General features: G+C 69.3%; 23 protein-coding genes and 3 pseudogenes. 11 read left to right on the top strand and 15 right to left on the bottom strand.

The genetic code is table 11. The features are described from left to right. Positions 1-3: 3 nt before the first annotated feature. From OG734_RS28810 to OG734_RS28795, 4 genes are all read left to right on the top strand, one after another. Complete coding sequence (locus OG734_RS28810; RefSeq protein WP_330290386.1) at positions 4-480, top strand: nucleoside deaminase; 477 nt, start codon at positions 4-6, stop codon at positions 478-480. Then, positions 461-1,462 carry an isopenicillin N synthase family dioxygenase gene (locus tag OG734_RS28805; RefSeq protein ID WP_330290385.1) on the top strand — a complete coding sequence of 334 codons (1,002 nt, stop codon included), beginning with the start codon at positions 461-463 and terminating at the stop codon, positions 1,460-1,462. Before OG734_RS28810 ends, OG734_RS28805 begins: the two co-directional genes overlap by 20 nt. Before the next feature lie 149 nt (positions 1,463-1,611). Then, on the top strand, positions 1,612-3,726 hold the full coding sequence (locus OG734_RS28800) for a hypothetical protein (RefSeq protein ID WP_330290384.1): 2,115 nt from the start codon (positions 1,612-1,614) through the stop codon (positions 3,724-3,726). Then, complete coding sequence (locus OG734_RS28795; protein WP_330290383.1) at positions 3,726-5,321, top strand: hypothetical protein; 1,596 nt, start codon at positions 3,726-3,728, stop codon at positions 5,319-5,321. Before OG734_RS28800 ends, OG734_RS28795 begins: the two co-directional genes overlap by 1 nt. 16 nt (positions 5,322-5,337) lie before the next feature. On the opposite strand, the gene ccsB is transcribed toward OG734_RS28795, so the two are convergent. The 7 genes from ccsB to hemL form a co-directional block, all read right to left on the bottom strand. Then, entirely contained in the window at positions 5,338-6,456 is a 1,119-nt protein-coding gene (gene ccsB, locus OG734_RS28790; protein ID WP_330290382.1) for a c-type cytochrome biogenesis protein CcsB, read from the bottom strand. Continuing rightward, positions 6,457-8,184: a cytochrome c biogenesis protein ResB gene (gene resB, locus OG734_RS28785; protein WP_330290381.1), complete on the bottom strand. Its 1,728-nt coding sequence runs from the start codon at positions 8,182-8,184 to the stop codon at positions 6,457-6,459. A 3-nt stretch (positions 8,185-8,187) separates the two neighbouring features. Next, positions 8,188-8,973: a cytochrome c biogenesis CcdA family protein gene (locus OG734_RS28780; protein ID WP_330293819.1), complete on the bottom strand. Its 786-nt coding sequence runs from the start codon at positions 8,971-8,973 to the stop codon at positions 8,188-8,190. Between the two features lie 10 nt (positions 8,974-8,983). Further along, positions 8,984-9,622 carry a TlpA family protein disulfide reductase gene (locus OG734_RS28775; protein WP_330290380.1) on the bottom strand — a complete coding sequence of 213 codons (639 nt, stop codon included), beginning with the start codon at positions 9,620-9,622 and terminating at the stop codon, positions 8,984-8,986. Between the two features lie 66 nt (positions 9,623-9,688). Then, positions 9,689-11,032 (bottom strand): hypothetical protein, encoded by a 1,344-nt coding sequence (locus OG734_RS28770; RefSeq protein ID WP_330290379.1) that lies wholly within the window; start codon positions 11,030-11,032, stop codon positions 9,689-9,691. Between the two features lie 159 nt (positions 11,033-11,191). Continuing rightward, complete coding sequence (locus OG734_RS28765) at positions 11,192-11,839, bottom strand: histidine phosphatase family protein (protein WP_330293818.1); 648 nt, start codon at positions 11,837-11,839, stop codon at positions 11,192-11,194. A gap of 101 nt (positions 11,840-11,940) precedes the next feature. Beyond that, positions 11,941-13,287 (bottom strand): glutamate-1-semialdehyde 2,1-aminomutase, encoded by a 1,347-nt coding sequence (hemL, locus tag OG734_RS28760; RefSeq protein WP_330293817.1) that lies wholly within the window; start codon positions 13,285-13,287, stop codon positions 11,941-11,943. A 669-nt stretch (positions 13,288-13,956) separates the two neighbouring features. Between hemL and OG734_RS28755 the strand changes: the two genes are divergently transcribed. Then, positions 13,957-14,394 carry a hypothetical protein gene (locus OG734_RS28755; RefSeq protein WP_019061278.1) on the top strand — a complete coding sequence of 146 codons (438 nt, stop codon included), beginning with the start codon at positions 13,957-13,959 and terminating at the stop codon, positions 14,392-14,394. Positions 14,395-14,461: 67 nt separating this feature from the next. Here OG734_RS28755 and OG734_RS28750 read toward each other — a convergent pair. Beyond that, a pseudogene (locus tag OG734_RS28750) lies at positions 14,462-14,719 on the bottom strand (hypothetical protein); the annotation flags it as partial. Next, a pseudogene (locus OG734_RS28745) lies at positions 14,713-14,889 on the bottom strand (SDR family NAD(P)-dependent oxidoreductase); the annotation flags it as partial. The pseudogenes OG734_RS28745 and OG734_RS28750, both read right to left, overlap by 7 nt. 125 nt (positions 14,890-15,014) lie before the next feature. Between OG734_RS28745 and OG734_RS28740 the strand changes: the two are divergent. Continuing rightward, entirely contained in the window at positions 15,015-15,896 is an 882-nt protein-coding gene (locus tag OG734_RS28740) for a helix-turn-helix domain-containing protein (protein ID WP_330290378.1), read from the top strand. 495 nt (positions 15,897-16,391) lie between these two features. Continuing rightward, positions 16,392-16,760: a hypothetical protein gene (locus tag OG734_RS28735; RefSeq protein ID WP_330290377.1), complete on the top strand. Its 369-nt coding sequence runs from the start codon at positions 16,392-16,394 to the stop codon at positions 16,758-16,760. Positions 16,761-16,775: 15 nt separating this feature from the next. On the opposite strand, the pseudogene OG734_RS28730 reads toward OG734_RS28735, so the two are convergent. Next, positions 16,776-17,103: pseudogene (locus tag OG734_RS28730) on the bottom strand (ElyC/SanA/YdcF family protein); the annotation flags it as partial. 110 nt (positions 17,104-17,213) lie between these two features. After that, positions 17,214-17,951: a TetR/AcrR family transcriptional regulator gene (locus OG734_RS28725; RefSeq protein ID WP_330290376.1), complete on the bottom strand. Its 738-nt coding sequence runs from the start codon at positions 17,949-17,951 to the stop codon at positions 17,214-17,216. Between the two features lie 145 nt (positions 17,952-18,096). Between OG734_RS28725 and OG734_RS28720 the strand changes: the two genes are divergently transcribed. Then, entirely contained in the window at positions 18,097-19,179 is a 1,083-nt protein-coding gene (locus tag OG734_RS28720; protein WP_330290375.1) for an alpha/beta fold hydrolase, read from the top strand. Positions 19,180-19,534: 355 nt separating this feature from the next. Here OG734_RS28720 and OG734_RS28715 read toward each other — a convergent pair whose 3' ends face one another. Beyond that, the gene (locus OG734_RS28715) at positions 19,535-19,843 is read right to left on the bottom strand and encodes a hypothetical protein (protein ID WP_330290374.1); all 309 of its coding nucleotides are present in this window, start codon (positions 19,841-19,843) and stop codon (positions 19,535-19,537) included. 540 nt (positions 19,844-20,383) lie between these two features. Between OG734_RS28715 and OG734_RS28710 the strand changes: the two genes are divergently transcribed. Next, entirely contained in the window at positions 20,384-20,896 is a 513-nt protein-coding gene (locus tag OG734_RS28710) for a carboxymuconolactone decarboxylase family protein (protein WP_330290373.1), read from the top strand. Between the two features lie 59 nt (positions 20,897-20,955). On the opposite strand, the gene OG734_RS28705 is transcribed toward OG734_RS28710, so the two are convergent. Beyond that, positions 20,956-21,273: a putative quinol monooxygenase gene (locus tag OG734_RS28705; RefSeq protein ID WP_330290372.1), complete on the bottom strand. Its 318-nt coding sequence runs from the start codon at positions 21,271-21,273 to the stop codon at positions 20,956-20,958. Between the two features lie 2 nt (positions 21,274-21,275). Continuing rightward, positions 21,276-21,671 carry a VOC family protein gene (locus OG734_RS28700; RefSeq protein ID WP_330290371.1) on the bottom strand — a complete coding sequence of 132 codons (396 nt, stop codon included), beginning with the start codon at positions 21,669-21,671 and terminating at the stop codon, positions 21,276-21,278. Positions 21,672-21,756: 85 nt separating this feature from the next. Between OG734_RS28700 and OG734_RS28695 the strand changes: the two genes are divergently transcribed. After that, positions 21,757-22,812, top strand: a complete 1,056-nt coding sequence (locus OG734_RS28695; RefSeq protein WP_330290370.1) for a helix-turn-helix transcriptional regulator — start codon at positions 21,757-21,759, stop codon at positions 22,810-22,812. Positions 22,813-23,017: 205 nt separating this feature from the next. Continuing rightward, the gene (locus OG734_RS28690; protein WP_330290369.1) at positions 23,018-25,669 is read left to right on the top strand and encodes a WD40/YVTN/BNR-like repeat-containing protein; all 2,652 of its coding nucleotides are present in this window, start codon (positions 23,018-23,020) and stop codon (positions 25,667-25,669) included. Positions 25,670-25,769: 100 nt separating this feature from the next. Here OG734_RS28690 and OG734_RS28685 read toward each other — a convergent pair whose 3' ends face one another. Next, entirely contained in the window at positions 25,770-26,237 is a 468-nt protein-coding gene (locus tag OG734_RS28685; protein WP_330290368.1) for an ArsI/CadI family heavy metal resistance metalloenzyme, read from the bottom strand. Positions 26,238-26,246: the final 9 nt, after the last annotated feature.

Below are 26,246 nucleotides of genomic sequence, written 5' to 3'. Positions count from 1 at the left end.
CGTATGAATCCGCTGAAACCGCTGGATCCGCTGGATCGGGCGCAGGCGCGTACGTGGCTCGCCGTGGCCGTGGCCGAGGCCCGCGCCGGGCTCGCCGAGGGCGGTATCCCGATCGGCGCCGCGCTCTACGGTGCCGACGGCACGCTGCTCGGGCGGGGGCACAACCGGCGCGTCCAGGACGGCGACCCCTCGACGCACGGCGAGACGGCCGCGTTCCGGAATGCGGGACGGCAGCGCTCGTACCGTGGGACGACCATGGTCACCACGCTCTCCCCCTGCTGGTACTGCTCCGGTCTGGTGAGGCAGTTCGGTATCTCCCGGGTGGTCGTGGGAGAGGCCGTCACCTTTCACGGCGGTCACGACTGGCTCGCCGAGCACGGCGTCGAGATCGTGCTGCTCGACGATCCCGAGTGCGTCGACATGATGCGCGACTTCATCACGAACAACCCCGCACTGTGGAATGAGGACATCGGTGAGTAGTCCCACGTCGGCGAAGTCCGCCGCCCCCCGTATCCCGACCGTCGACCTGCGGCCCTGGCTGTCCGGCGACGCGGAGGTACGGAAGGAGATCGCCCGTACCGTCGACTCCGCCCTCCGGACCGCCGGTTTCCTGCTGGTCACCGGGCACGGGGTCGACCCCGCCCTGCGGGCCGGCATCCGGGAGGCGGCCCGCGCCTTCTTCGCTCTGCCCGCCGAGGTGAAGGAGCGGTACACGGCGAAGGTCGGCGGGAGAGGGTGGCTGGGGCCGGGGGCCGAGGCCAACGGGTACTCGGAGGGTACGGAGACTCCGCCGGACCTGAAGGAGTCGCTGACCTTCGCGACGCATGAGCCGTTCGACGACCCCGCCGTCAACGCCGAGTGGTACGCGCCCAACGTGTGGCCCGCCGAGGCTCCCGAGCTGCGGAGGCTGTGCGAGGAGTATCTGAGGCGGATGGGCGAGCTGGAGAAGGAGCTGCTCACCCTCCTCGGGGACGCCCTCGGGCTCGAACCCGACTTCTTCTCCCGGCACATGGACCATCCGACGTACGGCTTCAACATCAACTGGTACCCGGGGGTCGAGGTCGTCGGCGAGCCGGAGCCGGGGCAGTTCCGGATCGGGCCGCACACCGACTTCGGGACCGTCACCATCCTCGACCGGCAGGCCGGGAAGGGCGGGCTGCAGGTCTACACGGACGAGGGCGGCTGGGAGGACGCGCCCTTCGATCCCGAGGCGTTCACCATCAACATCGGTGACCTGATGGCCCGTTGGACCGGCGACCGGTGGCGTTCGGGCCGCCACCGGGTGCTGCCGCCGCCGGCCGACTCACCCGCCGAGGAGCTGATGTCCCTCGTCTACTTCGGCGAGTGCACCCCGGGCACGATCGTCGAGTCGGTACCGGCGCCGGTGGGCCGGGTCGCGTACGAGGCCTTCGACTCGCACGTCTATCTGCGGGGGCAGCTGGACTCGATCACCGTCGAGTAGGGCTCCGCAGAAAGTTGAGCATCGGACCGATAATTTCGTAACACAACGGACATCCGGCGATCTGGCCGATGCAACTCCCTCTTCTTACACTGGTGTTGCTGTGCTGCACAGCAACATGAAAGGCGCTAAGTCCTAGGGGGAGGGATGCGGTGCTCAGACGGCTGCACGGACGCGGGGCGCTCTTCGACACCGAACCGCCGGGGCTCGCGCCCCGGCTCGTCGGGCTGAGACCGCACCATCACATCGCCGCCCCTCTCGAACATCCCCGCGAACTGCCGTTCGTCGTGCTCACCGCGGGGCGCGGGCTCGGCAAGAGCGCCGTCCTCGGTGAGCTGCGCGGCGCCTACCAGGGGCACACCCCGGTCGCGCTGATCGACTGCGAGGACCGCCAGTTCACCCCGTCACCCGAGCGGCACCCGGCGCAGGCCTGGTCGCCGCTCGCGCAGGCGCTCCTCGTGATCGCCGAGCAGCTCGCCGAACCGGTCACCGGCGCCCGGCGGATCGCCTTCCCGCGGCTGATGTCGGGCCTGATCGCGGTGGCCGCCGGCGGCTGGGGCAACGCCGACACCGAGCGCATCCGGTGGGAGGTCCAGCGGATGCTGCTGCTCAACGAGAGCGGCTCGTGGTTCAACGGCTTCGCCGCGCGCTGGGCCGGCCGGGTGGCCGCCAAGGCGGTCGCGGCGGCCATCAGCGACGACCCGCTGGTCTCCGCGGTCATCGAGGCCACGATGGAGGCGATGACGGAACGTTCCGCGGGTGCGCGCCAGCGCAGGGCGTCCACCTGGTACCGGACGTATCCGAACGCCGGCGACCGCGCCGAACTCGGACTCCGCCTGCTCTCCGACCACTTCAGGGCCGGCGGCACCTCCCGCGAACACGCCGAGCGCTATCTCGTACGGGCCCTGCTCGCCGACCTCACCGACGCCTACGCCGGGGTGCGGGCGCATCTGCAGCGGCTGGGCCGCCCGCTCGTCCTGGTCGACAACGCGCAGGGATCGCCGGGGCGCGAACTGATCGAGCAGGTGCTGCGCGACCGCGCCGAGGGCATCGCCGACCAGGTCGCGTTCATCGCCGCCGTGCGCGGCAGCAGCGACCGGTCCCCGCTGCGCAACGCGGTACGCCGGGACCTGCGCGAGACCGCCCAGCGCTCCCGCTGGACACCGGGCGACACGGTCTCCTCCCGGGCCCTGCTGGTGTCGCTGCCGCCGCTGTCCTCCGACGACACGCTGCACATCGTCGACGCGGTCTGTACGGCCGTCGCCGTACCGGCCGAACTCCCGGCCGCCACCCACCGGTTGACGTGCGGGAACCCGCTGGGCATCGCCCTGCTCGCCGAGTCGGCCCGGCAGAACCTGACCCAACTGCCGCCCACCGCGCCCTTCGGCGCGCTGCTCACCGCCGAACTCGTCCTGCACGAGGACCGGGAGGGCCGGCCCGCCTACCGTGAACTCCTCGACCGGCTCGTCCCCGCCGACCGGCTCGGCGAACTGACCGTGCTGGCCGCCGCCCACGACCACGACTCGGCCTGCGCACTCGCCGCCGCCCAACTCCCGGACCATTTCGGCCCGTCGAGCGTCCGCGCCCTGGAGACCAGCCTCGTCACGGAGGGACTGCCCGCCGTCCCCGGGCAGTTCGTCGGCGACGCCTTCGTCCGCACCCTGCTCCTGCTGCGCCTGCACCACCGGCACGCCGACCACGGCAAGTGGCGGGACGTCCACGAGACCCTCATCCAGCACTACGAGGGCCCCGAGCCGTCGAGGGCCCGTTACCGCCTCCACCACGAACTCGCCCTCGGCGACACCGGACCGGCGGTCGCCTACCTGCGCGACACCTTCCACACCGTCGACACCCGCACCTGGCTCGACACGCTCCTGTTCATCGCGTCCGCGCCCTACTTCCACGCCCACGACGCCGAGGGCCACGACTTCGTCGGCGGCGACCACCAGCGCGCCCGCATCGCCTTCGGCCACACCGACGCCGAACAACGGCCGCCGAACGGCGTGGACGCCGTACTGCATCTTCGGGTACGCCGACTCGTGCACGCCGTCTGGCAGTTGACCGATCCGCTGGTGCTGCCCGACCGGAAACTGTGCGACCGGCTGCGCTACGAACTGGAGCAGCTCTCCAACGACCCGCGCGCGAGCAACGCGCTGCTGTGGCAGGCCTCGCAGGAGTGGCCCGAGGCGGCGCTGGCCGGCCGCCCGCTGCGCACCCCGGGCGACGAGAACGCCGCCGACGACGACCGGAACGACGGAGGCGCGTGATGGCTCGCTCGGGGTTCAGCGGTGTCGGGGCGTGGCTGCGCGAAGGCGTCTGGGCGATCCCGCTGCGCCGCTATCTGGCGTTGCTCGTCACGGCGGCGCTGGTGACCGGGATCGGCTTCGCGGTCAGGTCGCTCGCGCACGACGACCGTTCCTGTGCGGCGGGGGTCGTGCGTCCGGCGGACAGTGACGAGTGCGTGGGCGTCTCGGCGACCGACTACTCCTTCGGCCGGCCTCAACTCGCCGACACGATCCGGGCGATCGACCGCGAGAACGACTCCCTCACGAGCGGCAAGGACGGCTATGTCACCGTCGCCCTCTTCGAGCCGTTCACCGCGACCGACGCGGACAACCTCGGGGATGTGCTGCACGAGCTCCAGGGCGCGTATCTCGCCCAGTGGAAGGTGAACCACGACGCGAACGGCGAGGGTCCGCCGATCCGGCTGGTGCTGGCCAACCCGGGCCGTACGGGCGCCTACTGGGAGCACACGGTCGACCAGCTGGAGCGGATGACGACGACCTCGGACCGGCTGCGCGCGGTCACCGGGATAGGGCTGAGCACCGAGGAGAACACCCTGGCCGTGAAGGAGCTGACGAAGCGCGGTATCCCCGTCGTCGGCACGTCCATCACCGCCGACAGCCTCGCCAACGGCCAGCAGGGCAACCCGCAGGGCCTCAAGCCCTTCCCGGGGCTGGCCCGCACCGCCCCCACCAACACCGACGAGGCCCGGGCGCTCGCCTCCTTCGCCAAGGTGGCGGCCGACAAGGCGGTGCTGGTGTACGACGATCCGGGCGACCCGTACACGCTCACACTCCAGGCCTCGTTCGAGAAGCTGCTGACGGGCTCGCGCTACCAGCCGTGGCCCTTCACCCCGCTCGCCGACCGCACCAAGGAGGGGACCACCGCCAACGACTTCCGGCAGATCAGGGAGCTGGTGTGCGACACCGCGCCCGGCGTGAACACCATCCTGTTCGCCGGACGCCACACCCAACTGCGCCAGTTCATCAACGCGCTGGGCGAACGAGGCTGCCAGCAACGGGAGTTCACCATCCTGACCGGGGACGACGCCTCGTACCTCACCGGCGACAGGAAACTCGACCCCGAAGCCCTCAAGCACGGCATCTCGGTGCGTTACAGCGCCCTCGCCCACCCGGACGCCTGGCTCAAGAACCCCCCGAAGACCGGGGGTTCGGCGGCCGACGCCCAGGATCTGAACGAACTGCTGAGCGCCGCCCAGGCCAACAAGACCGCCAAGAGCGACAGGCCCGCCCCGATCGGCACCATCGACCTGGAGGACGGCCAGCTCATCGTGGCGTACGACGCGATGCGGCTCACCGTCGAGGGCATCCGCGAGGCCACACCCCACGGCCAGAGCGCCCCGACACTCGCCGACGTGGGCGACGAGTGGACGCTCATCAAGGGCTCGTCGGGGCGGGTGAACGGCGCGAGCGGCTGGATCTGCCTGGACAACTACGGCAACCCGTACGACAAAGCCGTACCGATCGTGGAACTGACCCCCGACCGGCACGCCCGCTTCGTCGAGATCGCCTGGCCGACGGGCAGGCCCCCGGAGAAGGACTGCCTGCCCCCGTCGTAACCTCTGTTTTTACGGCTCAGACGCCCGCGTACGAGTGCTTGCCGCTGACGAAGATGTTGACGCCGTAGTAGTTGAAGAGGAAGCACGCGAAGGCGATCAGCGCGATGTACGCGGCCTTGCGGCCCTTCCAGCCGGCCGTGGCGCGGGCGTGCAGGTAGGTGGCGTAGGCGACCCAGGTGATGAACGCCCAGGTCTCCTTGGGGTCCCAGCCCCAGTAGCGGCCCCATGCGTCGCCCGCCCAGATCGCGCCCGCGATGATCGTGAACGTCCACAGCGGGAAGACGGCCGCGTTGACGCGGTACGAGAACTTGTCGAGGGACGCCGAGGCGGGCAGCCGCTCCATGACGGAGGTCGCGAAGGTGCCGGGCCTGCCGCCGGACGCGAGCTTGTTCTCGTACGAGTCCTTGAAGAGGTACAGGATCGTGGCGACCGCGCCCACATAGAAGACGGCACCGCAGAGGATCGCCGTGGAGACGTGGATGTACAGCCAGTACGAGTGCAGCGCGGGCACCAGCTGGTCACTGGCGGTGTACAGGACGGTGACGGCGAGACCGAGGTCGAGGAGCACCGTCGTGACCAGGGGCAGGCCGAGCCAGCGGATGTCCTTCTTCAGCGCGAGGAAGACGAGGTACACACCCACGGCCGTGGTGGAGAAGGTGAGGTTGAACTCGTACATGTTGCCCCACGGCGCCCGCTGCACGGACAGCGCGCGGGCCAGCACCCCGGCGAACTCCACGAGGAAGGCGACCACGGTGAGGGACACGGCGATACGCCCGTACAGGTCGCCCTGCTCGTCCCCGCCGTGGGCGCCGGGCCCGTCCGGCACGTCCCGGGCCCCGGCCGCGGCCCGCACGACCACCTTCGGCCGCTCCAGTACGGCGGTCCCGCCGGCGTTCTTGACGGTCACCTCCGGCGCCTTCGCCCCGGCCGGCTTGGCGGTGAGCGCGGCTGCCGTACGGCTGATCTTGCTGCGGCTGCCGAAGGTCCACTCGGCGATGTAGGTGAAGAAGGCCAGGGTGTAGACGGCCATCGCGGAGTAGATCAGCGTGTTGCTGATGTTCGCGAGGTGCTCGTTGGTCGCGGTGGCGAGAGTCGTCACGTGGGCGAGGTCGGGCGCGGTGGCGAGAGCAGACATTTACTTCTCAGCCCCTTCAGCAGGTACGGCAGAAGTATCGGGGTCGGGGTCAGGGGTTTCGGGATCGGGGGCGCCGGGCGCCTGGTCGTACAGGGTTCCGGCGATGTCGCCGAGTTCCTCGGGCACCTTGGCGGACTCGCTGCGGCCGAGGCCGCCCATCTCGACGACGGTGACGCCGTCGGGGCCCTTCACCGCCCGTACCCACACGCGTCGGCGCTGGATGAACAGTGAGCCGGCGAGGCCGAAGATGGCGACGATCGCGCCGCCGAGCGCCCAGTCGGCGGCGGGCTGCCGGGTGACCTGGAAGTTGGCCCACTCATGGGTGCCGTCGTAGGTGATCGAGCCGGCACCGTTCGGGAGCTTCATGCTCTCGCCGGGCTTCAGGTTCACCCGTACCTGCTGGCCCTTGGCGTCCTTGAACGCCTTCATGTGGGTCTTGTCGAGCTGGTACACGCTCTGCGGGAGACCCGCGTCGACCCCGAGGTCGCCATGGAAGGGCGCCAGGTTCAGCACCGGGTTCTCCAGCGCGGGGAACTGCGAGGCGATCTCGTTGCCCGGCACGTACGTGGGCAGGAAGAAGGCCTGGATGCCGAGCTGTTCCTCGACGCCCTTGGGACTGCGGTAGCCGTCCATGACCTTGATCGCACCGGAGGAGGTGACGTTGGAGTCGAGGGGAAGGAGTGCGACGGCCTGGTCGAAGACGATGTCGCCCTTGCCGTCGCGGACGGTGATGACGGGCGCGTAGCCGTGGGCGGTGAGGTAGACCTTCGAGTCGCCGATCACCAGCGGCTCGTTGACCTTGATGGTGCGCTTCTTGGCCTTGCCGTACGCGCCCACGCTGTAGTCGACGGCGGCCTCGTAGGTGCGCGGGGTGCCGCGGTTGGGGCCGGTCGTCTCGTACGTGCCCTTGAAGTCCTTCAGGTGGAAGCTGAAGGGGTCGAGGTCGTCGGTGTCGAAGAGGGTGCCGGACTTGAAGTCGTCGTACTGGGTGAGCGTGTTGGAGAAGCCGCCGCCTTCGAGGATCAGACTGTTGCCCTCGGACTTGTACAGCTGGCCCCAGGCGAAGGAGGACAGCATCACGATCAGCGCGATGTGGAAGGCGAGGTTGCCGACCTCCCGCAGATAGCCCTTCTCGGCGGCGACCGCGTCCCCGGCGAGATGCGCCCGGAAGCGGCGCTTCTTGAGCAGTACGAGGGCTGCCTCGCGGACCTGCTCGGGCTCGGCCTCCGTACGCCACGTCGTGTAGGCGGGCAGCCGGGTCAGGCGCCGGGGCGCGCCCGGCGGGCGGCTGCGCAGCTGGCCCACGAACTGCCAGGTGCGGGGCACGATGCAGCCGATGAGGGAGATGAACAGCAGAATGTAGATCGCCGAGAACCACACCGAGCTGTAGACGTGGAACAGCCCGAGGTTGTCGTAGAGCCGCCCCAGGAAGCTGTGGCGCTGCATGAAGTCGGCGACCTTGGTCTCATCCGTCCCGGACTGCGGGATCAGCGAGCCGGGGATCGCCCCGAGCGACAGCAGGAACAGCAGCAGCAGCGCGACCCGCATCGAGGTGAGCTGCCGCCAGAACCAGCGGGCCCAGCCGATGACACCCAGGGCGGGCAGGCCCGGCGCTTCCTCCTGGGGGGCGGTGGACAGCTGGGAGCCGGCGGCGAGTTCTTCCTGGTCGTCACCGCTCTCGGGAGCGGGAGCAGAGGCAGGCGTGCTGCCGGTGGTGCTGTTGCTCATCGTTCAGATCCCCACAGTGAAGCCGTCGGACCAGGTTTGCATCTCCTGCACCAGACGGTCCCACGCGCCGGTAAGGAGCAGCACACCGGTAAGGATCATCATCGTGCCGCCGATGCGCATGACCCACACATAGTGGCGCTTGACCCAGCCGAAGGCACCGAGCGCCTTGCGGAAGGCGACCGCCGCGAGCACGAACGGCACACCGAGGCCGGCGCAGTAGGCGACCGTCAGTACGGCCCCGCGCCCCGCGCTGGCCTGGTCGAAGGCAAGGGTGTTGACGGAGGCGAGGGTCGGGCCGAGGCAGGGGGTCCAGCCGATGCCGAACAGGGCGCCGAGCAGGGGGGCGCCGACCAGTCCGGTGGCGGGCTTCTTGTGGAAGCGGAACTCGCGCTGGGTGAGCCAGGGCATCATGCCCATGTAGAAGACGCCCATGAGGATCATGAGGACGCCGAGCACCTTGGACAGCGTTTCCTGGTGCTCCTGCAGCGTCTGCCCGAAGTAGCCGAACAGGGCTCCGGTGGACACGAACACCGCGGTGAACCCGAGCACGAAGAGCGAGGCCCCGGCGACCATCCGCCCCCGGCGGGCCTCGCCGAGGTCGGTGCCGGTGACACCGGTGACGTACGACAGATAGCCGGGTACGAGGGGCAGCACGCAGGGCGAGAAGAAGGAGACGAGGCCCCCGAGCAGGGCGATCGGCAGGGCCAGTATCAGGGCCCCGCTCATCACGGTCTCGTTGGTCTCGGTGATCGAGGCGGCGAGCGTGACGAGGCCGGGCACCTGGGACATCCCGCTCACGTCACTTCTCCGCGAGGACGGGATCGATCATCTTGCGGAGGTTGTCCTCGCTGAGCGCCACGAGCGCGCGGGCGGCGATCTTCCCCTCCCGGTCGAGGACGAGCGTGGAGGGGATCGACTTCGGGTTGAGCGTGCCCTTCTTGAAGCGGAGCATCAGCTTGCCCGTGGGGTCGTACAGACTCGGGTACGTGACGCCGTACTGCTTCTCGAAGGCGACCGCCGGACGGGGTTCGCCGTCGCGGGTGTTGATGCCGACGAACTGCACACCCTTGTCCTTGAGGTCGGCGGAGACCTTGACGAAGTTCTTCGCCTCCAGGCGGCAGGGCCCGCACCACGAACCCCAGATGTTGATGACGACGATCTTGCCCTTGTAGTCGGCCACGTCGAGTTGCTTGCCGTCGATGGTCGCCCCGGAGAGGTCGGGGGCGGCGACCCGCTTGCCCTGCGCCACCGTGGCGATGCCGCCGTTGCCGGTGACGAAGTTGGTGTCGCCGGAACCCCCGGACGTACCGCCGGAGGTGCACGCGGTCAGGGCCAGCGCGGAGGCGGCGGCGACGGCGGTGAGCAGGGCGGCCCGACGGCTACGGGCGTGACCACGGGGACTGTTCGTGCACAGGGGAACGCGGCTGGCGGCACTCATGTGAAAAGTTTCGCATGCCTGTTCCGAGGATCTTGCGCACCCCCCTTGCGGGCGGAAACCCGCATTTCAGGCGGCCTTTCCGGTACCTTCCGTGCCGGCTCCCGTGCCCGCCGTCGCGGTCTTCTGCGTATCGGCCAGGAATCCCTTCCAGCCACCCACCGGCTGCTGCCCGACATCGAGGGTCCGCAACTTCTCCAGCACCTCGGGCTTCTGTACGTCCAGCCAGTCGACGAACTGCCGGAAGGAGACGACCCGGATGTCCTCGCCCTTTTCCTTCTCCTGCGCGATGTGCTTGAGGGCGGCCTCGACGGCGTCCATGTAGATGCCGCCGTTCCAGTGCTCGAAGTGGTTGCCGATGAAGAAGGGGGCGCGGTTCGTCTCGTACGCCCGCTGGAAACCGGCGATGTAGGAACCGGTGGCCTGCTCGCGCCAGGCGGGGTAGTTGTAGGCGGGCGCGTTGGTCGAGTTGATCGACTGGTTGGCGAGGATGTTGTAGTCCATCGACAGGACCTCGAACTTGTGGCCGGGGAAAGGTATCGCCTGGAGGGGCAGGTCCCAGACGCCGCCGTTCTTCGTGGGCCACACCTGCCGGCCGCCGGGCGAGGAGGCGTCGTAGCGCCAGCCGAGGTCGCGGGCGGTGGGCAGCAGGTTGTTCTGGCCGAGGAGACAGGGCGTACGGCCGCCGATGAGCTCCTTGTCGTAGTCGAAGGGGAGCGCGGGCAGGTCGGTCCACCCGGTGTTGGTCCGCCACTCCTTCACGAAGCCCTTGGCCTGCTGTATCTCGCTGTGCCACTGCTGGGGCGTCCAGTTGGCGACCGTGCCGTGGCCGGAGCAGAAGTGGCCGTTGAAGTGGGTGCCTATCTCGTGCCCGTCGAGCCAGGCCTGCCGGACGTTGTTGAGGGTCGCCTTGACGTGGTCGTCGGTGAGGTAGCCGATGTCGGAGGCGCCGGGGGCGTTGTTCGGCGGGAGGTACTTGCGCTTCTGCGACTCGGGGAGGAGGTAGAGCCCGGAGAGGAAGAAGGTCATGTGAGCGCCGTGCGTCTTCGCGAGGTCGAGGAAGCGCGGGAAGAGCCCGTTGCCGACCTCCCCCGCCCCGTCCCAGGAGAAGATCACGAACTGCGGCGGGGTCTGGCCGGCCTCCAACGGCACGGGCTTGCCGGGCTGGTGGGGCTGCTTGCCGGTGAACGAGGTGGAGCCGTCACCGATGGGCTTGGCGGTGGGGGCGGTGCGGCCGGTGGGCGACGGCTTGCCGGAAGGTCGGTCGCCGGTGGAACCTCCGGACCCCTTCGACCCCTCTCCCAGTACGGTCCCGCAGCCGGCGGTACCGAGAGCGGCAGCGGCCCCGAGGCCGAGCCCGAGCGCACCCCGCCGGCTGAAGCCACCGAAGCCGTCACCGTTCTTGCCGTGCATTGGATCCCCATTCGTCGTACCCGCTGGTGCTCACCCACTCAGAGGGCTCGACGAACAGGGAGGTTCCACATCTTGTTACGCACTTCGGAACAAATGCAACAACTGTGTCACTAGTCACTCAAAGGGCGAAAGCTTCCGAAACGTTGGCTGATCCGCTGATCAGGCCCCGAAAGCCTTGTCCTTCCCCTTCACCGGCTTGGCGCCGGCGAGGAGATGGGCCGGGACGAGGTCACGGGCCGGCTCGGTGTAACCGACCGACACGATCTTGTCGCCGCGGTAGGTGAAGGTGGTGAGGGAGGCGAGCGTGCACTGCCGCTTGCGGGGGTCGTGCCAGAGCCGCCGCCGCTCGACGTACGAGCGCACGATCCAGATCGGCAGCTGATGACTGACGAGCACGGCCTCGTGCCCACGGGCGGCGTCCTTGGCGGCGTCCAGCGCCCCCATCATCCGTACGACCTGATCGACGTACGGCTCCCCCCAGGACGGCTTGAACGGGTTGACGAGGTGCTTCCAGTTCTCGGGCCGCTTGAGGGCCCCGTCCCCGACCCCGAAGGTCTTCCCCTGGAAGACGTTCTCGGCCTCCAGGAGCCGCGCGTCGGAGGCGAGATCGAGCCCGTGCGCCTTGGCGATCGGCGTCGCGGTCTCCTGCGCCCGCTCCAGCGGGGAGGCACAGACGTACGTCACGTCCCGGGGGGCGAGGTGCTCGGCGACCCGGTCGGCCATCCGCAGGCCCAGCTCGGAGAGGTGGTAGCCCTCCAGCCGCCCGTACAACACCCCGTCGGGGTTGGCGACTTCGCCGTGCCGCATGAGATGTACGACGGTGATGTCGCTGTCGGAGTTGCTGGAGTTGCCGGAGCCGTTGGAGCTGTCGGAGCTGTCGGAGTTGTTGGAGTTGTTCGTGAGGTCGCTCATGCTGCCGTGGCCTCCGCCGCCGCACGGGCCGCCGCCGGAAGGGCGTCGGCGATTTTCTGGATGGCCCGCTCGTCGTGCGCCGTGGAGACGAACCAGGACTCGAATGACGAGGGCGGGAGATAGACGCCGTTCGCCAGCATGGAGTGGAAGAACGCGGTGAAGCGGAACGACTCCTGCGCCTTGGCGCCCTCGTAGTCGCGCACGGGCTGGTCGGTGAAGAACACGGAGAACATGTTGGAGGCGTTCTGCACGGTGTGTGCGACGCCCTCCTTGCTCAGCGCCTCACCGACGAGCCCCTGGACCTGCGCGGACACGGCGTCGACGGTGACGTACGCCGCCTCGTCGAGCAGCCGCAGCTGGGCGAGCCCGGCGGCGGTGGCGACGGGGTTACCGGAGAGGGTGCCGGCCTGGTAGACGGGCCCGGCGGGAGCGAGGTGGGCCATGACGTCGGCGCGCCCCCCGAACGCGGCGGCGGGGAACCCACCGCCCATGACCTTCCCGAAGGTCATGAGATCGGGCCGGACGCCGTCGATCCCGTACCAGCCACTCCGACTGGTACGGAACCCGGTCATTACCTCGTCGGACACATACAGCGCACCATTGGCGGCGCAAGCGTCCTTGAGCCCCTGATTGAATCCGGGCAGCGGCGGTACGACGCCCATGTTGCCCGGGGACGCCTCGGTGATCAGGCAGGCGATCTCGCCGGGGTGCGCGGCGAAGGCGGCGTGCACGGCGTCGAGGTCGTTGTAGGGGAGCACGATGGTGTCGGCGGCCTGGGCCCCGGTGACGCCGGGGGTGTCGGGCAGCGCGAAGGTCGCGACCCCCGACCCGGCGGCGGCGAGGAGCGAGTCGACGTGACCGTGGTAACACCCGGCGAACTTGATCACCTTGGAGCGCCGCGTGAAACCGCGGGCGAGACGGATCGCCGACATGGTGGCCTCGGTCCCGCTGGACACGAGCCGCACCTGCTCAAGGGGGTCGATACGAGCGACCATCTCCTCGGCGAGAGCGACCTCGCCCTCCCCCGGCGTACCGAAGGAGGTACCGCGCGAGACGGCGTCCTGAACGGCGGCGATGACCTCCGGGCGGGAGTGCCCGAGGATCATCGGGCCCCAGGAACAGACCAGGTCCACGTACTCGCGCCCGTCGGCGTCGGTGAGATACGGGCCACGCCCCGACACCATGAACCGGGGCGTACCGCCCACGGCACGGAAGGCGCGCACCGGCGAATTGACGCCGCCGGGTGTGACACCCGTCGCACGGTCGAAGAGGCCCTGCGAGACGGGTGCTTCGTATGGATAGGGCAACCCACTCGCCATTCCGCTGGCTGCCCCGCTAGACATTTCGCTCATGACCTGCGACTTCTCCGAGTTCTCGGACTCCGGTTGCCAGTGACCCCCTCAGGGTAGGCGGCCGGACAGCGGGGCGTCGGCCCCACCCGTCTGCGAAACTGGGACCGGACACACACTGAGACTCACAGAGACACACAGCTCATTGAGCCGTACATACGGACGATGGACTGACGATGGTGTTCAGAGGCTGCGAAGATCCTGCGGACAGGTGTTTCAACGCACGTTTCGGCGGGCGGACGTGGGGGAGGTCACTGACACGATGATCGGGTTGCGCGACGGGGCTCGCGCGTCCTAGAAAAGCAGTCGGGTGGAGATATGCATCGCGGTGGCGGACTGGGCGAGGGGACTGACGACCTGGGTCCTCGACGTGCCCGGCGGGGAAGGCACCGACGCGACGTGGAGGAAGCGGCGGCAGCGGCAGAAGCGGCACGACAGGCGCAGGCCCAGGCTCAGGGACTGGGTCCGGGGCAAGGATCCACGGGGCCGGGACAGGGCATGGGGCCGGGGCAGGGAATCATGGGTCCTGGACAGAGCACGGTTCCTGGGATGGGTACGGTTCCTGGGATGGGCCCTGGTTCGAACGGTGTGCCCGAGAACGTCGACCGGAGGGTCGAGCGACTCCGGGCAGCGAGCGGGAACGGCGGTCGGAATGGTGGTCGGGTGGGGGTGACGTACAAATACTTCGGCGCGCCTGACGGCGCCACGGCAGCCCGCGTCCCGATCTCGATGCGTCCCGAGGAACTCGGCGGCGACGAACTCGGCATGAACGGCATGTTCACCAAGATCAAGCCCGAGACGATGGCCGCGATGGTCCTCACCGGCATCGAGGGCGTCCCCCTCAACAAGGTGCCCCCGCTGGAACTCGTCGTCCTGCACCCCGACTACGCGGTCGTGAAACTCCCGATGACCGTCGTCGACCCGCTGCGAGGTATCGGCGAGGAGGCGGTGGGCGCGGCGGCGTTCATCTGGTCCACGGTGCCGGATCGCGGGGGGCCTCGGGACGCGTTCAACGTGTACCAACTGCTGCACGAGTGGCAGGACTTCAGCCACAGGTTGCATGAGGCAGGGCATCAGCCTTACTGCCTCGTGTGGCCGTGAGCTGGGGTTTCCTGCGGATTGGGCGGGGTCTTCGGGCCTCGCCCTTTTTGGTGCCGGGGAGGGGCCGTCAGGCGGCCAGGGCACATTGAGGGCACACGGGTTCAGGCGAGGACACTGCTGATGCGCCCTCGGCCTCCGGTGTACCGCAGTCTTCTTCCGTCTCGGCTTCGGCTTCGGCTTCGGCTTCGGTTTCGCTTTCCGCTTCGGTTTCGGTGAAGGCGTTGTCGATCGCCTTGCGGGTGCGTGTCTCGCTGGACGGCAACAGGTGCGTGTACGTACGCAGCGTGAAGCCGGGGTCCGAGTGGCCCAGGAACTCGGAGAGCGCATGTCGTACAGACGCTGCGCCAGGACGTCGGGGCTGCTGTGCTCGGCGTCGGACCGGATGGCGCCGGGGATGATCAGCTGGGCGGCGTGGACGTTCTCGACGGCGAGTGTGTCGTGGAGCATGCGGGCGTAGGCGGTCTCGGCAGCGAAGGCGATGGAGGTGCCGGCGACAACAATCAGCTGCTCGATATCGAGCCTCACACCCGGGGGCAGGCGCGAAAAGCGGAGAAATTCATCCGGGGAGGGGAACATCCTGGGAGTAAATTCTCCCCCCTTTCCTGGGTGGACTCGGTGTCATGCTGGGAAGCATGACCGCCAACGTTCCCCTCAATGAGCTGGGAGAATTCCTCAAGAAACGCCGCTCCGAGCTGAGCCCGCGCACGGTCGGACTGCCCGAGACCGGCAAGCCTCGCCGGGTGGCCGGGCTGCGCCGCGAGGAGGTCGCCCAGCTCGCCAGCATCAGCACCGACTACTACACCCGTCTCGAACAGGGCCGTATGCAGGCATCGGCGCCCGTGCTGGACGTTCTCGCCCAGGTACTCCAGCTGGATGACGACGAGCGGGGCTACCTCTTCCAGCTCGCGGGCAAGACCACCACCCGCACCCGGCGGCCCAGCAGGCAGAAGGTCCAGCCGCAACTGCAGCGCGTCCTGGACGACCTCACCGCCACCCCGGCCATCGTGCAGGGCCGACGCGGAGACATCCTCGCCTGGAACGCGCTGGCCGCCGCACTGGTCACCGACTTCTCCCAGATCACGGAAAAGCACCGCAACTACCCGCGGATCATCTTCACGGAACCGGCAATGCGCACCCTGTACGCGGACTGGAACACCTCCGCCCGCATCGCCGTGGCACAGTTGCGGATGGAAGCCGCGAAGTATCCCGAGGATCCTCGCCTGATCGAGCTGGTCGGTGAACTGTCCCTGCGGGACCAGCAGTTCGCCCAATGGTGGGGCGATCACCGCGTCGCCGCGCGCACGGTGGGCACGAAGACCCTCAACCATCCGGTCGTCGGCGAACTCGTCCTGGACTGGGACACCCTCACCGCCAACACCGATCCCGACCAGAACCTGACCGTCTGGACCGCCGCACCCGGCTCCCCCACCCACGAACGGCTACGGATCCTCGCCTCCTGGGCCGCCGACCAGAACCTGCCGGCCTCCTCTCCCCTCCGCTGACCGCGACGGGCCGCCGCTGCGGGAGCGACCGGTGGATCGTGCCGGTGACGGTGGCCTGTCACAACCGTCCAACGGCAGGCGGAGGAGGTCGGGGAGCGGCCGTCGGGCACGCCCCCGGCGCCGAGAGGCCGGCCGCCGCAAGTGGGGGGATCTCCGGGAGCGGTTCGTTCGGCCGCTTCGGGGAGTAGCGTGAAGTCATCGGGAGCACCTCGCGCACCGGCCCCGCTACCGGTGTCGTTCCTGGTGAGCAACGACACCGGACACCTGCCTGCGCGCAGAGGTCCGGGGACGGGCCCGCACGATGTCCGCGACCACCGACCATCCCCCGCCGCGCGTCTCGCCCCCGGACCCGTGACCCCTTCGGAGCGGTGTCGAACCGGACGGTGCCTGGTGGCCCCGCTCAGGTGACCTGACAAATCGACCGGGTCTCCGGAAGCCTGAACCAGGCTGCCGAGAGGACCAAGGATCCCTTCAGACGGAACGGAAGCGACCCCGATGATGTACGACCAGACACGCGCCCAGCAGCCCGCGGGCCAACCCCGGGGCTCTGCCGAGCGCCGCAGGCCGGGCCCGGAGCCGCTGCTCCCGTCGGACGAACAGGACAAGATCGTTCGACGCCTCCAGCACGCCATCAACACCTTCGCCGACACCCCGCTCAAGGCACTGGAAGAGGCCGAGAGCGCCTACGACGAAGCCATCACCCAGCTCGTGAACGCCCTCGCGGAACGCCGGAGTCTCCTTCGCGCCGGCTGGCAGGAACAGGACCAGGACCCCGAAGCACAGCCCACCGAATCACAGTCCGACGAACTCCGGCTCGCGCTGCGGCAGTACCGGGAGATCACCCAGCGACTGCTCCGTCTCTAGGCGGCCGGCAGCTCGGCGGGAGAAGGTGACGTTCCGGCCCGTGTTGGCAGCCTTCGGCTCGACGAGGATCGCGTCGTCCGGGACCCCGAGGCTGAGGGCGTGCTCGCAACAGTGGATGGCATGGCATCACCACGAGGGACGCGGGCTGGGGTGGTGGGGCTGTTGCCGCCGCTGAACACGACAACCGGGAAGACTCCGGCGCGGTGGAGAGCGGCGGCCGTGGTGGCCACACCGAGGCCGTGACTTCCCAGGCCGATCGTCACCGAGCAGGGCCGCTGCTCGTGGTCCGGTGGTGGTTCCAGATCAGCGTCGCGTCATGACCAGCGGATCTGTACGGAGCCAGTGACCGATTCCCGCGTCATCGGTGATCGTTTTGCGTCGTGCGGTCGCGTTGATCTGGCGGGTGGTCAGTGGGCACGCCCGGCGGGCGCTGACGGAGGTATCCGATGGCGGCTATGCGCGCGTGGCGGATTCCACGAGTCCTTGGATGCCATCGAGTACGCAGGTGAGGCCGAAGGCGAGAGGGTCGTCATCGGTGGGGGAGAAGGCACCCTCGGCAACGGCCCGGGTGAGCGCGGGGAACCGGTCGGCGTACACGGTGAGCTGATGAGTGGTGAGACGTGTCCACTCCTCGTCGCCCTGCTCGTCGCTGTCGAGCGCCTCCTGGGTGAGGTTGCGTACCAGGCTCAGGACGAGAATCGCGGCGTCGTGACGCTGCCTAGCGGTGAGCCCGGTCGGTTCGAGTGCGGCCAGAGCCGTGTCCAGCCAGGCCACCTGGTGAGGGCCCATGGCGTGTCGTCGTAGGCCCGTCGCGGTCAGGATCCAGGGGTGGGCGCGGTAGACGTCCCAGCAGGCGCGGGCCCAGGCCTCGAGCCGAGTGCGCCAGTTGCCTGGGACGCGGCCGAGAACGGGCGGATCGCTGAGCACCGTGTCGACCATCAGGTCGACGAGGTCGGGCTTGCCGGGGACGTAGCGATAGAGGGCCATCGTGGTGACGCCGAGCATCTCGGCCACCCGCTGCATGGAGAGCGCCTCAAGCCCTTCGGCGTCGGCGATCTCGATACCGCGGCGGGCTAGTTGGGCGGGTGTGAACTTCGGCTTCGGTCCTCGGCGCGGACGGCTGTCAGCGTCGCCCCAGAGCAGCGCGAGGCTGGCGCCCGGATCCCGGTTGCTCTCCTTGTTCGCCGGCACGGTACCGGCCTCCTTTCCGCGGACAGGCCACCCAAGGGCGTGAGAGAGGTGTTGCCACCCGCCCAGTAACTGTGTATAAGATACACAGTAATTAACCGTGTAGCACGTACACAGTTTATGGGCTTGCAGCTTCTGGAGGATTCCCATGCTCGCTGCCGTCATCACCGCCGCCGCCTGCACCGCCGTCGCCGCCCCCTCGGCCGGCCTCCTCACGCGCCGCGCGATCGTCCGCTCCCGCAACGCCCGCCGTCTGCGCATCACTGCCGGCCACGGCATCGACGAGCAGTACTTCACGCGGATCGGCGGCCTCGACCAGTGGCTCTCCCTGCGAGGCGAGGAGCGCGCCAACCCGGTCGTGGTGGAACTGCACGGCGGACCCGGATCGTCCAACTCGATCCTGGCCAACGTCTCCCGCGACTGGGAGCGGCACGTCACCCTGGTGCGCTGGGACATGCGCGGCACCGGAAAGACCCTGCGGCGCTCCGGCGCCGACGGTCAGGGGGAAATGACGTTCGAGCGGCTGGTGCGGGACGCCGTGGAAGTGGTGGAGCACATACGGGAGCGTCTCGGGGTGCAGCGGGTCGTCCTGATGGGGTGCTCCTTCGGCAGTGCCATAGCGATGCGCGTCGCGCGCAGCCACCCCGAACTGGTCAGCGCGTACATCGGAACCGACCAGAAGGTCTTCGACGGCGGCCGGGACACTGCCGACTACTACGCCGCGCTTGACCGGCTGGAGGAGGCGGGCAAGAAGAAGGAACTGGCCGCCGTACGCGAGATGGGTCCGGACCAGCGGGCCTGGAGTACCGAGCAGTTCAGCCACTTCAGCCGCTTCGCCTCCGCCACCGATCCCCACACCTTCGCCGCCATGAAGTCCGTGGTGATGAAGTCGCTGTGGTACTCGCCGCTGCACTCCCTGCGCGAGATCATCACCTTCTTCAAGAGCTTCATGGTCTCCGCGCCCGTGCTGCCGGGCACCGCCTCCCTCGACGACTGGGCGGACGGCACCCGGTTCGACATCCCGTTCTTCGTCGTCCAGGGCGCCTGCGACCTGGTGAACACGCCCACTCGTGCCCGCGCCTTCTTCGATGACGTCCGGGCACCGGTCAAGGAGTTCACCCTCATCGAGGACGCCGGCCACTTCGCCGTATACCGGCGGCCCGAGCTTTTCCTCGACATCCTCCTGACCCGCATCCTGCCTGCCCTCCCCAGCGCCGGGCAGGGGGCGTGACACGGAGCCGGCCATCCGGGGCATGGTCCGACAGCTCTCGCGGCAGGTACTCGAAGATCCCGCAGCTCGGACTGCTTGGGGTGCACTGACCACGGTCGCTGCGCTCTGGCAAGGTGCCCCGCGCCAGCGACTTCCGTCAGGGCGAAGCACCTTTCGTCCGTGCTTCGCCCAGACGGAGAGGTGAATCCGACCTTCACGCCAACGCCCGATCTCCTCGGCGTTGATCTGCCGGCCTACCTCGAACAGCTCGGCAGGATGCGCTGTCCGGCGCATCGACGCCTCGCTCGCATCAAAGCAAGGCCGCTCTCCTCTGCGACCTCCTCTGCGACTGATCCCATTTGCGCGATACGGCCGCTCAACCGGCTAGGTACTCGATGTCGAGGCTGTCGGAATGCCCGGGCCAGGAGAGGGAGAACGTCCAGCATCCCGGTTCCGGCATGTCGATGAGCGAGGGGCCGGGTCCTCCGGCAACCGAACGAGTCACCACTTCGTTCGTGCCGGCAAGGCTCGCCTTGATGGTCAACCGGTCATCAGGTCCCATATCGGCGGCACCCTCGGCGTCCTTCGCCACCCAGAGAATCTTGTTCGCCCTGCCCTTGGCCGCCGGCGCGTGGTACGGGTAGCCGAAGAGCACGGCGGCGATCTCGCCCCTGTCCCCGATCATGTGGCGCTGGGAACCGCGCAGAAATCCCTTCCGCGCCCACACGGGAAGCGAGCCCTGCTCCACCGCGGGCCGGCAACTGCCGCTCGCACTCGAAACGGTGGCGGGGCGAGTGGAGGTCGTCGCCTTCGCATCACTCGGACTGCTCTCGGGCCCACTGCAACCGCTTGCCGTGAGTACGGCGGCAGCCAGAAGGGCCAGCAGTGCGCCCGGGACGGCGGACCCATCCGAGTGACGCACAATCAGGCGACTCAGGTGTACAGACATCCCGGCTCCGGTGCATGGCGGCCGCTCGCCGGGGGAAGCCCAGCGAGTCGAGCTTGAACGGCGAATGGCAGATGGTCACTGTTCCACGCGCTTGGGACACGGGGAATGCGCTATCCGGCCAGGCCCACCCACCCTTTTGCTGTCGTGCGGCTCGCCGAAGCGGTCGGGCGGAGGGTCTCGCGGCGCCCCACGACCTCGCGGCACAGTGGGACGGCACCGAAGCAATCCCATCCCATCCGGAAGTCGGCTGATCCGTCCCTCCCGAAGGAGTTCCCCGTGGAATACCCCGACCTGTCGGCCCTGCCTGCGGAACTACGGGAAGCCGTGACCGAGCGCGATTCGCTCAACGTCTTCCGCATGATCATGCACTCGCCCGCACTCGCCCCCGGCCTCCTGCAGCTGGCCGACGCGATCCTGCGGGGCAACTCGCTCCCGGACCAGCTGCGCGAACTCGCCATCGTGCGGGTCGGCCATGCCTACGAAGCACCGTACGAGGTCCATCACCACGAGAACATCGGCCGCCTGGTCGGCCTGAGCCAGGCCGCGATCAGCGCTGCCGCCACCGGTTCCACCGAGGGACTGTCGAAGGAGGAGGCGGCGGTCCTCCGGTGCACTGACCGCCTCCTCGCCCGGCACACCCTGAGCGACGCCGAGCGTACGGAAGCACTGGAGTTCCTGACTGTGGGTCAGCTCGCCGACCTGGTCATCACGGTCGGCTTCTATCAACTCGTCAGCAACTTCCTGAACACCTTCGGCGTGACGACCGAGGGCGAGATCAGCCCGTACTGAGCCACGGCACGGACACGACGTCCGCCACGTCACCGACATGATGTCCGCCCCGACGGGGCCTACCGCGCTGTGGGGAGACCCACTCCGCCCCGGACCGTGAGGTCCGTGCGGCTCGGCGGGGATGACAGCAGCGCCAGGACATCCGCGGGGGCCGGGCCGTCGGCGGTCGGTGGAGCGGCGAGGGCGGCCTGGGCGCTGGCGTCGTCGCGCCAGACCTCGGTGACGTGCACGGTGTCCGGATCAGCCGCGTCCTGGCTGATGAGGTAGATCTCGCAGCCGGGGAATCCGCGCAGGTTCTGCGCCACCCTCAGCAGGACGGCGGCGAGCTCGCCGCCTCGGCCCGGGTGCGCCGTCATGGTCATCAGTCTGCCGATCATGCTCAGACCAGGGTGGTGATGCAGAAGGGATGGCCGGCGGGATCCAACAGGACCCGCCACCGGTCGGGTTGCGGCTGCACGGCGGGCTGGACAGCCCCCAGGGCGAGCAGCCTGGCCTGGGCGTCGTCCAGGTCGTCGACACCCAGTTCCATGTGGGCCTGCTTCTCCTGGGCCGGGTCCGGCCAGGTGGGACGCCGGTAGTCGGCCAGGCGGTTGAACCCCAGTCCGGCCGAGCCCTCCTGACCGAGCATGACGAAGTCCTCGGAGGAGTAGGTGACGGGCAGCCCGAGGGCATCGCCGTAGAAGCGGGCGAGTTCGGCGGGGTCGGGGCAGTCGAAGGTGACTGCCGAGTAGCGGATCGCGGGTGCCGTCGCGTTTTTCACGTTTCCGGTGCTCATGACGAGGACCCTATGCCGGGACCAGGACAGATTCAGTCCTGGTTGCGCGAGATGCCGCACGGCATCGTGCGGGACACTTCTGAGCGTGATCAGCACCTCCGCCCGTCTGCTGCGACTGGTCTCGCTGCTGTGCGCGCGGCCGTCGTGGACCTGCGGTGAGCTGGCCGGCCAGTTGGCGGTCACCGAGCGCACGGTACGGCGGGACGTCGCGAGGCTCCGGGAGCTCGGCTACGGCGTCGAGTCCGACCCCGGACCATGGGGCGGCTACCGCCTCCGGGCCGGAACCCAGGTGCCGCCGCTGATCCTGGACGATGAGGAGGCACTCGCGGTGGCCGTCGGGCTGCGCGAGGCCGCGCTCAGCGGCGTTCTCGGCGGTGACCAGGCCGCCCTGTCCGCCCTGCTGAAGCTCCGTCAGGTTCTGCCACGCCGGATCGCGGAGCGGCTGGGCGAGATGGACGCCGCCTTTGTCCACACCCCGAGGCCCGACGAGCCGCAGATCGCGCCCGGCATGCTGCTGGAACTGGCCGCCGCGTGCCGTCGGGGCGAGCGCAGCCGCCTGTCGTACCGCGACCGGGAGGGAAGGGTCACGGTCCGGGACGTAGACCCGTACCGCCTGGTGCACACGGGCCGCCGTTGGTACTTCGTCGCCCGCGACGTGACGCGCGACGAGTGGCGTACCTTCCGGGCCGACAGGGTGGGCCGGATACAGCCGACCGGACGCCCGGTGGAACTTGTGGACCCCCCCGACCCGGCACTGCTCGTCTCCCGCTCCATCGCGGCCGGCGCCTACCCGCTCCACGTGAGGATCCGCCTCCCTGTGCCCATGGAGCAGGCGCTTCGGATGATCCCCCCGACGGTCGGTACCCACCGCCCGGAAGGCCCCGACGCAACGATCGTCGACATCGGCGGCCCCGACGCGGACGGCCTCGCCCGATACCTCCTCAGCCTGGCCACCCCACTGCGGGTCCTGTCCCCCGACGAGGTACGGGAAGCGCTGCTGCGCCGTACCCGAGAACTGCTGAAGGACCTGGAGGACCCGGAGGTCTTGGAGGACCCGGAGGACCCGGAGGACCCGGAGGACCCGGAGGACCCGGAGGACCCGGAGGACCCGGAGGACAACGCGAACGGTCGGCCCGGGTAGCCGCGTTGGCGCCTCGGCCGCCGCGCTCGGGGTTCATGACAAGCGTCCGTTCCTTCGCCATGCCATGAACCGGCTGTGCCCTGTACACGAATCGGCAGGTTCTGGTCAAAGGACGTCCAAGTGCGGGCCGCCTCTTCCTCCGCCCGTGATCGGGTCCCAGCGACGGCTGTTACGGCCGTCTCAACGCCCGTTCTGGGAGGACCCGGTGTCAGCACCAACCCGTAGAAGACGATGGCTCACGATCTGCGCCATCACCGCCTCCGCCGCCCTCGTCGCGATACCCGCGGGCGCCGCGCCCGGCGCGGGCGGCAGCCCCTTCGGTCCCCGCGTCCTCGGCCAACTCGCCGCGGAACGCGAGCAGTCGGTCGGCGCCCTCACCCCCAGCCTGAAGGGCGACGACGGCGACGGTGACGACGGCAACGAGGCCGACGAGATCGCCGAGGGCGCGGACCAGTACGCCGAGGCCCGCACCTCGCCCGGCGTCGTCGCACCGGGTGCGTACGGCGCCGCCTGGGAGAGTCTGAGCAAGCTGCCCAGCAGTGGGGGCAGTTGGCGGAATGTCACCGATCTCCCCTACAACTCCGACGATCCGCGGTACCGGGACATCGACTCCAACTCCAGTGGCGGCTCGGGCAACGTCACCGGCCGCATGGCGGCGATGGCCGCAGACGACGACGGGTACGTGTACGCCGGCAGCGCGGGCGGCGGCGTGTGGCGGTCCAGGTCCGGCGGCGGGCACTGGCAGGCCATCAGTGACCGGCTGCCCGCCCAGTCCACCGGCGCGCTCGCCCTCGACGGGACCGGGCGGCTGTGGCTGGGCACCGGCGAGGCGACGACCAACGCGGACGCCTACCTCGGCAGCGGCGTCTACGTCCTGACGGACCCGCACCACGGCACGTTCTCCGCCCGCGCCCGGGTCGGCGGCGACGAGCTGGAGAGCACCACCGTCCACCAGCTGCGCTTCGGCGGCGGCAAGGTGTGGGCGGCGACCAGCAAGGGCGTGTGGAGCCACTCCACGAAGACGCTGAAGGGCGCCTGGAAACTGGAGTTCGCCCCCAACCCCGAGTTCCTGCCGGGTGGTTCGGAGGCAACCGACCCCGACGCCCCGTACAAGAACATCGCCAACGACATCGCGATCGACCCGAAGAACCCGAACAAGGTGGTCCTCGCGGTCGGCTGGCGCAGCGGTGACGACTACAACGGCTTCTACACCAAGGGCGCGGGCGGCACCTGGACCCGGATCACCAGCGGTCTGGGCGACCTGCCGGCCGACCCGGACGGCGTCGGCAACGTCACCTTCGCCCGCTCCGCCGACGGCTCCCGCTACTACGCCATCGACCAGTCGCCGGAGCAGCTGAACACCAACCCGGACAGTGGCCTGGAGGGCTTCTACGTCTCCAAGTCCGGTTCCCCGACCGGGCCTTGGACGAAGATCGCCGACTACCAGGGCCTGGCGGCCTCCGGTTCGGCGCTGACGTCCAGCGGCTATATGCCCGGCGTCCAGGCCTGGTACAACCAGTTCCTGACCGTGGACCCGAGCGACCCGCAGCATGTGTACGCGGGACTTGAGGAGGTCTACGAGTCCAAGGACGGCGGCGGCACCTGGTCGACCGTCGGCCCGTACTGGAACTTCGGCTTCTCCTGCTGGAGCATCGACCCGGCCAAGCAGACCGGCGACTGCGACCAGACCACCCACTCCGACCAGCACGGCGTCGCGATCGGCCGCTACCACGGCAAGAGCTTCGTGTACGTCGGCAACGACGGCGGCGTCTACAAGCGACCGCTGGTCGGCCGGCAGGACGCCTCCGGACACGCCACCGACTGGACCTCGCTGAACGACGGGACCATCGACACCCTGCAGTACTACTCGGTCGGTATCGGCAAGGACCTCGACCACGGGGGCGTCTCCGTCACCGGCGGCCTCCAGGACAACGGCCAGTCCGTCCTGCGCAGCAACGACCGGGTGATGGGCTCCAACTTCGGCGGCGACGGCGGCGACACCCTCACCGACCCGGCCAACGGCTGCGACATCGCTGAGGAGTACGTCTACCTCGCCATCCAGGTGACCCAGAACTGCGCGGTCAACGACGGCAGTTGGATCGACGACGCCACCAAGGTCACGTCCTACAGTGTCGCCCCGGCCGACAACGCCACCGGCGAGGCCCGCTTCATCGCCCCGCTCGCGGCGGACGCGAAGAGCCCCTCGACGTGGATCGCGGGCGGCCGTCACGTGTGGGTGCAGACCCACGGGTACGCCATCCGCAGCGGCGACGAGTGGACCAGCGTGTACGACCTCGGCGCCGGCCGCACCGCGACGGCCGTCGCGGCCTCCGGCGGCAAGGTCTACGCGGCCTGGTGCGGCCCGTGCAACAACCAGGGCTTCGCGCGCGGCATCTCCGTCGGCAACGCGGACGGCACCGGCTGGCACGACATCACGCTTCCCGTCGACGGGGCCGTGCCCAACCGCTACCTCAGTGGCTTCGCCGTCGACCCGAAGAACGCCGACCACGTGTTCCTCACGGTCAACGGCTTCTCCCGGCAGTGGACCGAGGGGCCGGGTGCGGGCGTCGGTCATGTCTTCGAGTCCAAGGACGGCGGCACCACCTGGAAGGACATTTCGAAGAACTTCCCCGACGTGCCGGCCGACTCCGCCGTCGTCACGCCGAACGGCGGCCTCGCCGTCGGCACCGACCTCGGCGTCGTCTACCGCGCGCCGGGCCGCACGACCTGGCAGCGCGTCGGGAACCTCCCGGCCGTCGCCGTGCTCCAGCTGAAGCTCGGCCCCGACGGCAGCACCCTGTACGCGGCCACGCACGGCCGCGGCATCTACTCGATCAAGGTGCGGAACTTCGGCTGACGGTGCTGAGGGTGTTGACGGGGAGGGGTGACCCGGCTGATCGCCGGGTCACCCCTCCTTCGCGTACGGCACCACACTCACGTACGGCGTGAAGGGGCCGTCAGCAGCAGCCGCCCGCGATGGCCGGTTCCTTCGCGTCGGTGTCGGACTCCGCGGCGCCGGCGCAGCAGGTGCTGCCCTGCTGCTTGGCCAGGGAGTCGGCGTCGGCCTTGACGACGTACACCTCCCAGGGTTCCTGGCCGGGGCCGTGGACCCAGACCTTGTCCTGGACGGCGTAGCAACAGGTGGTGTCGTTCTCGACGTCGGTGGTCAGGCCCGCTTCGCTCAGGCGGGTGGTGGCGGTGTGGACCGCTTCGGTGGTTTCGACCTCGACACCGAGGTGGTCCATGCGGGTCGCCTCGCCCGCCGAGCCCTCGATGAGGACGAGCTTGAGCGGGGGGTCGGTGATGGTGAAGTTGGCGTAGCCGTCGCGGAGTTTGGCGGGTTCGGTGTTGAAGAGCTGGGTGTAGAAGGCGACGGACGCGTCGAGATCGGGGACGCGGAGGGCGAGCTGTACGCGGGATGACATGACGAACCT

This window comes from Streptomyces sp. NBC_00576 (assembly GCF_036345175.1).
Classification (GTDB): Bacteria; Actinomycetota; Actinomycetes; order Streptomycetales; family Streptomycetaceae; genus Streptomyces.
This window is presented reverse-complemented; position numbering and strand designations above follow the sequence as displayed.

Excerpts from the sequence above, each read along its gene's own strand:
- hemL (WP_330293817.1), bottom strand. The coding sequence starts at position 13,287 with ATGTCTAGCGGGGCAGCCAGCGGAATGGCGAGTGGGTTGCCCTATCCA.
- OG734_RS28805 (WP_330290385.1), top strand. The coding sequence starts at position 461 with ATGAGGACATCGGTGAGTAGTCCCACGTCGGCGAAGTCCGCCGCCCCC.
- ccsB (WP_330290382.1), bottom strand. The coding sequence starts at position 6,456 with ATGTCTGCTCTCGCCACCGCGCCCGACCTCGCCCACGTGACGACTCTC.
- OG734_RS28705 (WP_330290372.1), bottom strand. The coding sequence starts at position 21,273 with ATGATCGGCAGACTGATGACCATGACGGCGCACCCGGGCCGAGGCGGC.
- OG734_RS28700 (WP_330290371.1), bottom strand. The coding sequence starts at position 21,671 with ATGAGCACCGGAAACGTGAAAAACGCGACGGCACCCGCGATCCGCTAC.
- OG734_RS28720 (WP_330290375.1), top strand. The coding sequence starts at position 18,097 with ATGCTCGCTGCCGTCATCACCGCCGCCGCCTGCACCGCCGTCGCCGCC.
- OG734_RS28715 (WP_330290374.1), bottom strand. The coding sequence starts at position 19,843 with ATGATCGGGGACAGGGGCGAGATCGCCGCCGTGCTCTTCGGCTACCCG.
- OG734_RS28740 (WP_330290378.1), top strand. The coding sequence starts at position 15,015 with ATGCTGGGAAGCATGACCGCCAACGTTCCCCTCAATGAGCTGGGAGAA.
- OG734_RS28795 (WP_330290383.1), top strand. The coding sequence starts at position 3,726 with ATGGCTCGCTCGGGGTTCAGCGGTGTCGGGGCGTGGCTGCGCGAAGGC.
- OG734_RS28765 (WP_330293818.1), bottom strand. The coding sequence starts at position 11,839 with ATGCGGCACGGCGAAGTCGCCAACCCCGACGGGGTGTTGTACGGGCGG.
- OG734_RS28810 (WP_330290386.1), top strand. The coding sequence starts at position 4 with ATGAATCCGCTGAAACCGCTGGATCCGCTGGATCGGGCGCAGGCGCGT.
- OG734_RS28685 (WP_330290368.1), bottom strand. The coding sequence starts at position 26,237 with ATGTCATCCCGCGTACAGCTCGCCCTCCGCGTCCCCGATCTCGACGCG.
- OG734_RS28780 (WP_330293819.1), bottom strand. The coding sequence starts at position 8,973 with ATGTCCCAGGTGCCCGGCCTCGTCACGCTCGCCGCCTCGATCACCGAG.
- OG734_RS28770 (WP_330290379.1), bottom strand. The coding sequence starts at position 11,032 with ATGCACGGCAAGAACGGTGACGGCTTCGGTGGCTTCAGCCGGCGGGGT.
- OG734_RS28775 (WP_330290380.1), bottom strand. The coding sequence starts at position 9,622 with ATGAGTGCCGCCAGCCGCGTTCCCCTGTGCACGAACAGTCCCCGTGGT.
- OG734_RS28735 (WP_330290377.1), top strand. The coding sequence starts at position 16,392 with ATGATGTACGACCAGACACGCGCCCAGCAGCCCGCGGGCCAACCCCGG.
- resB (WP_330290381.1), bottom strand. The coding sequence starts at position 8,184 with ATGAGCAACAGCACCACCGGCAGCACGCCTGCCTCTGCTCCCGCTCCC.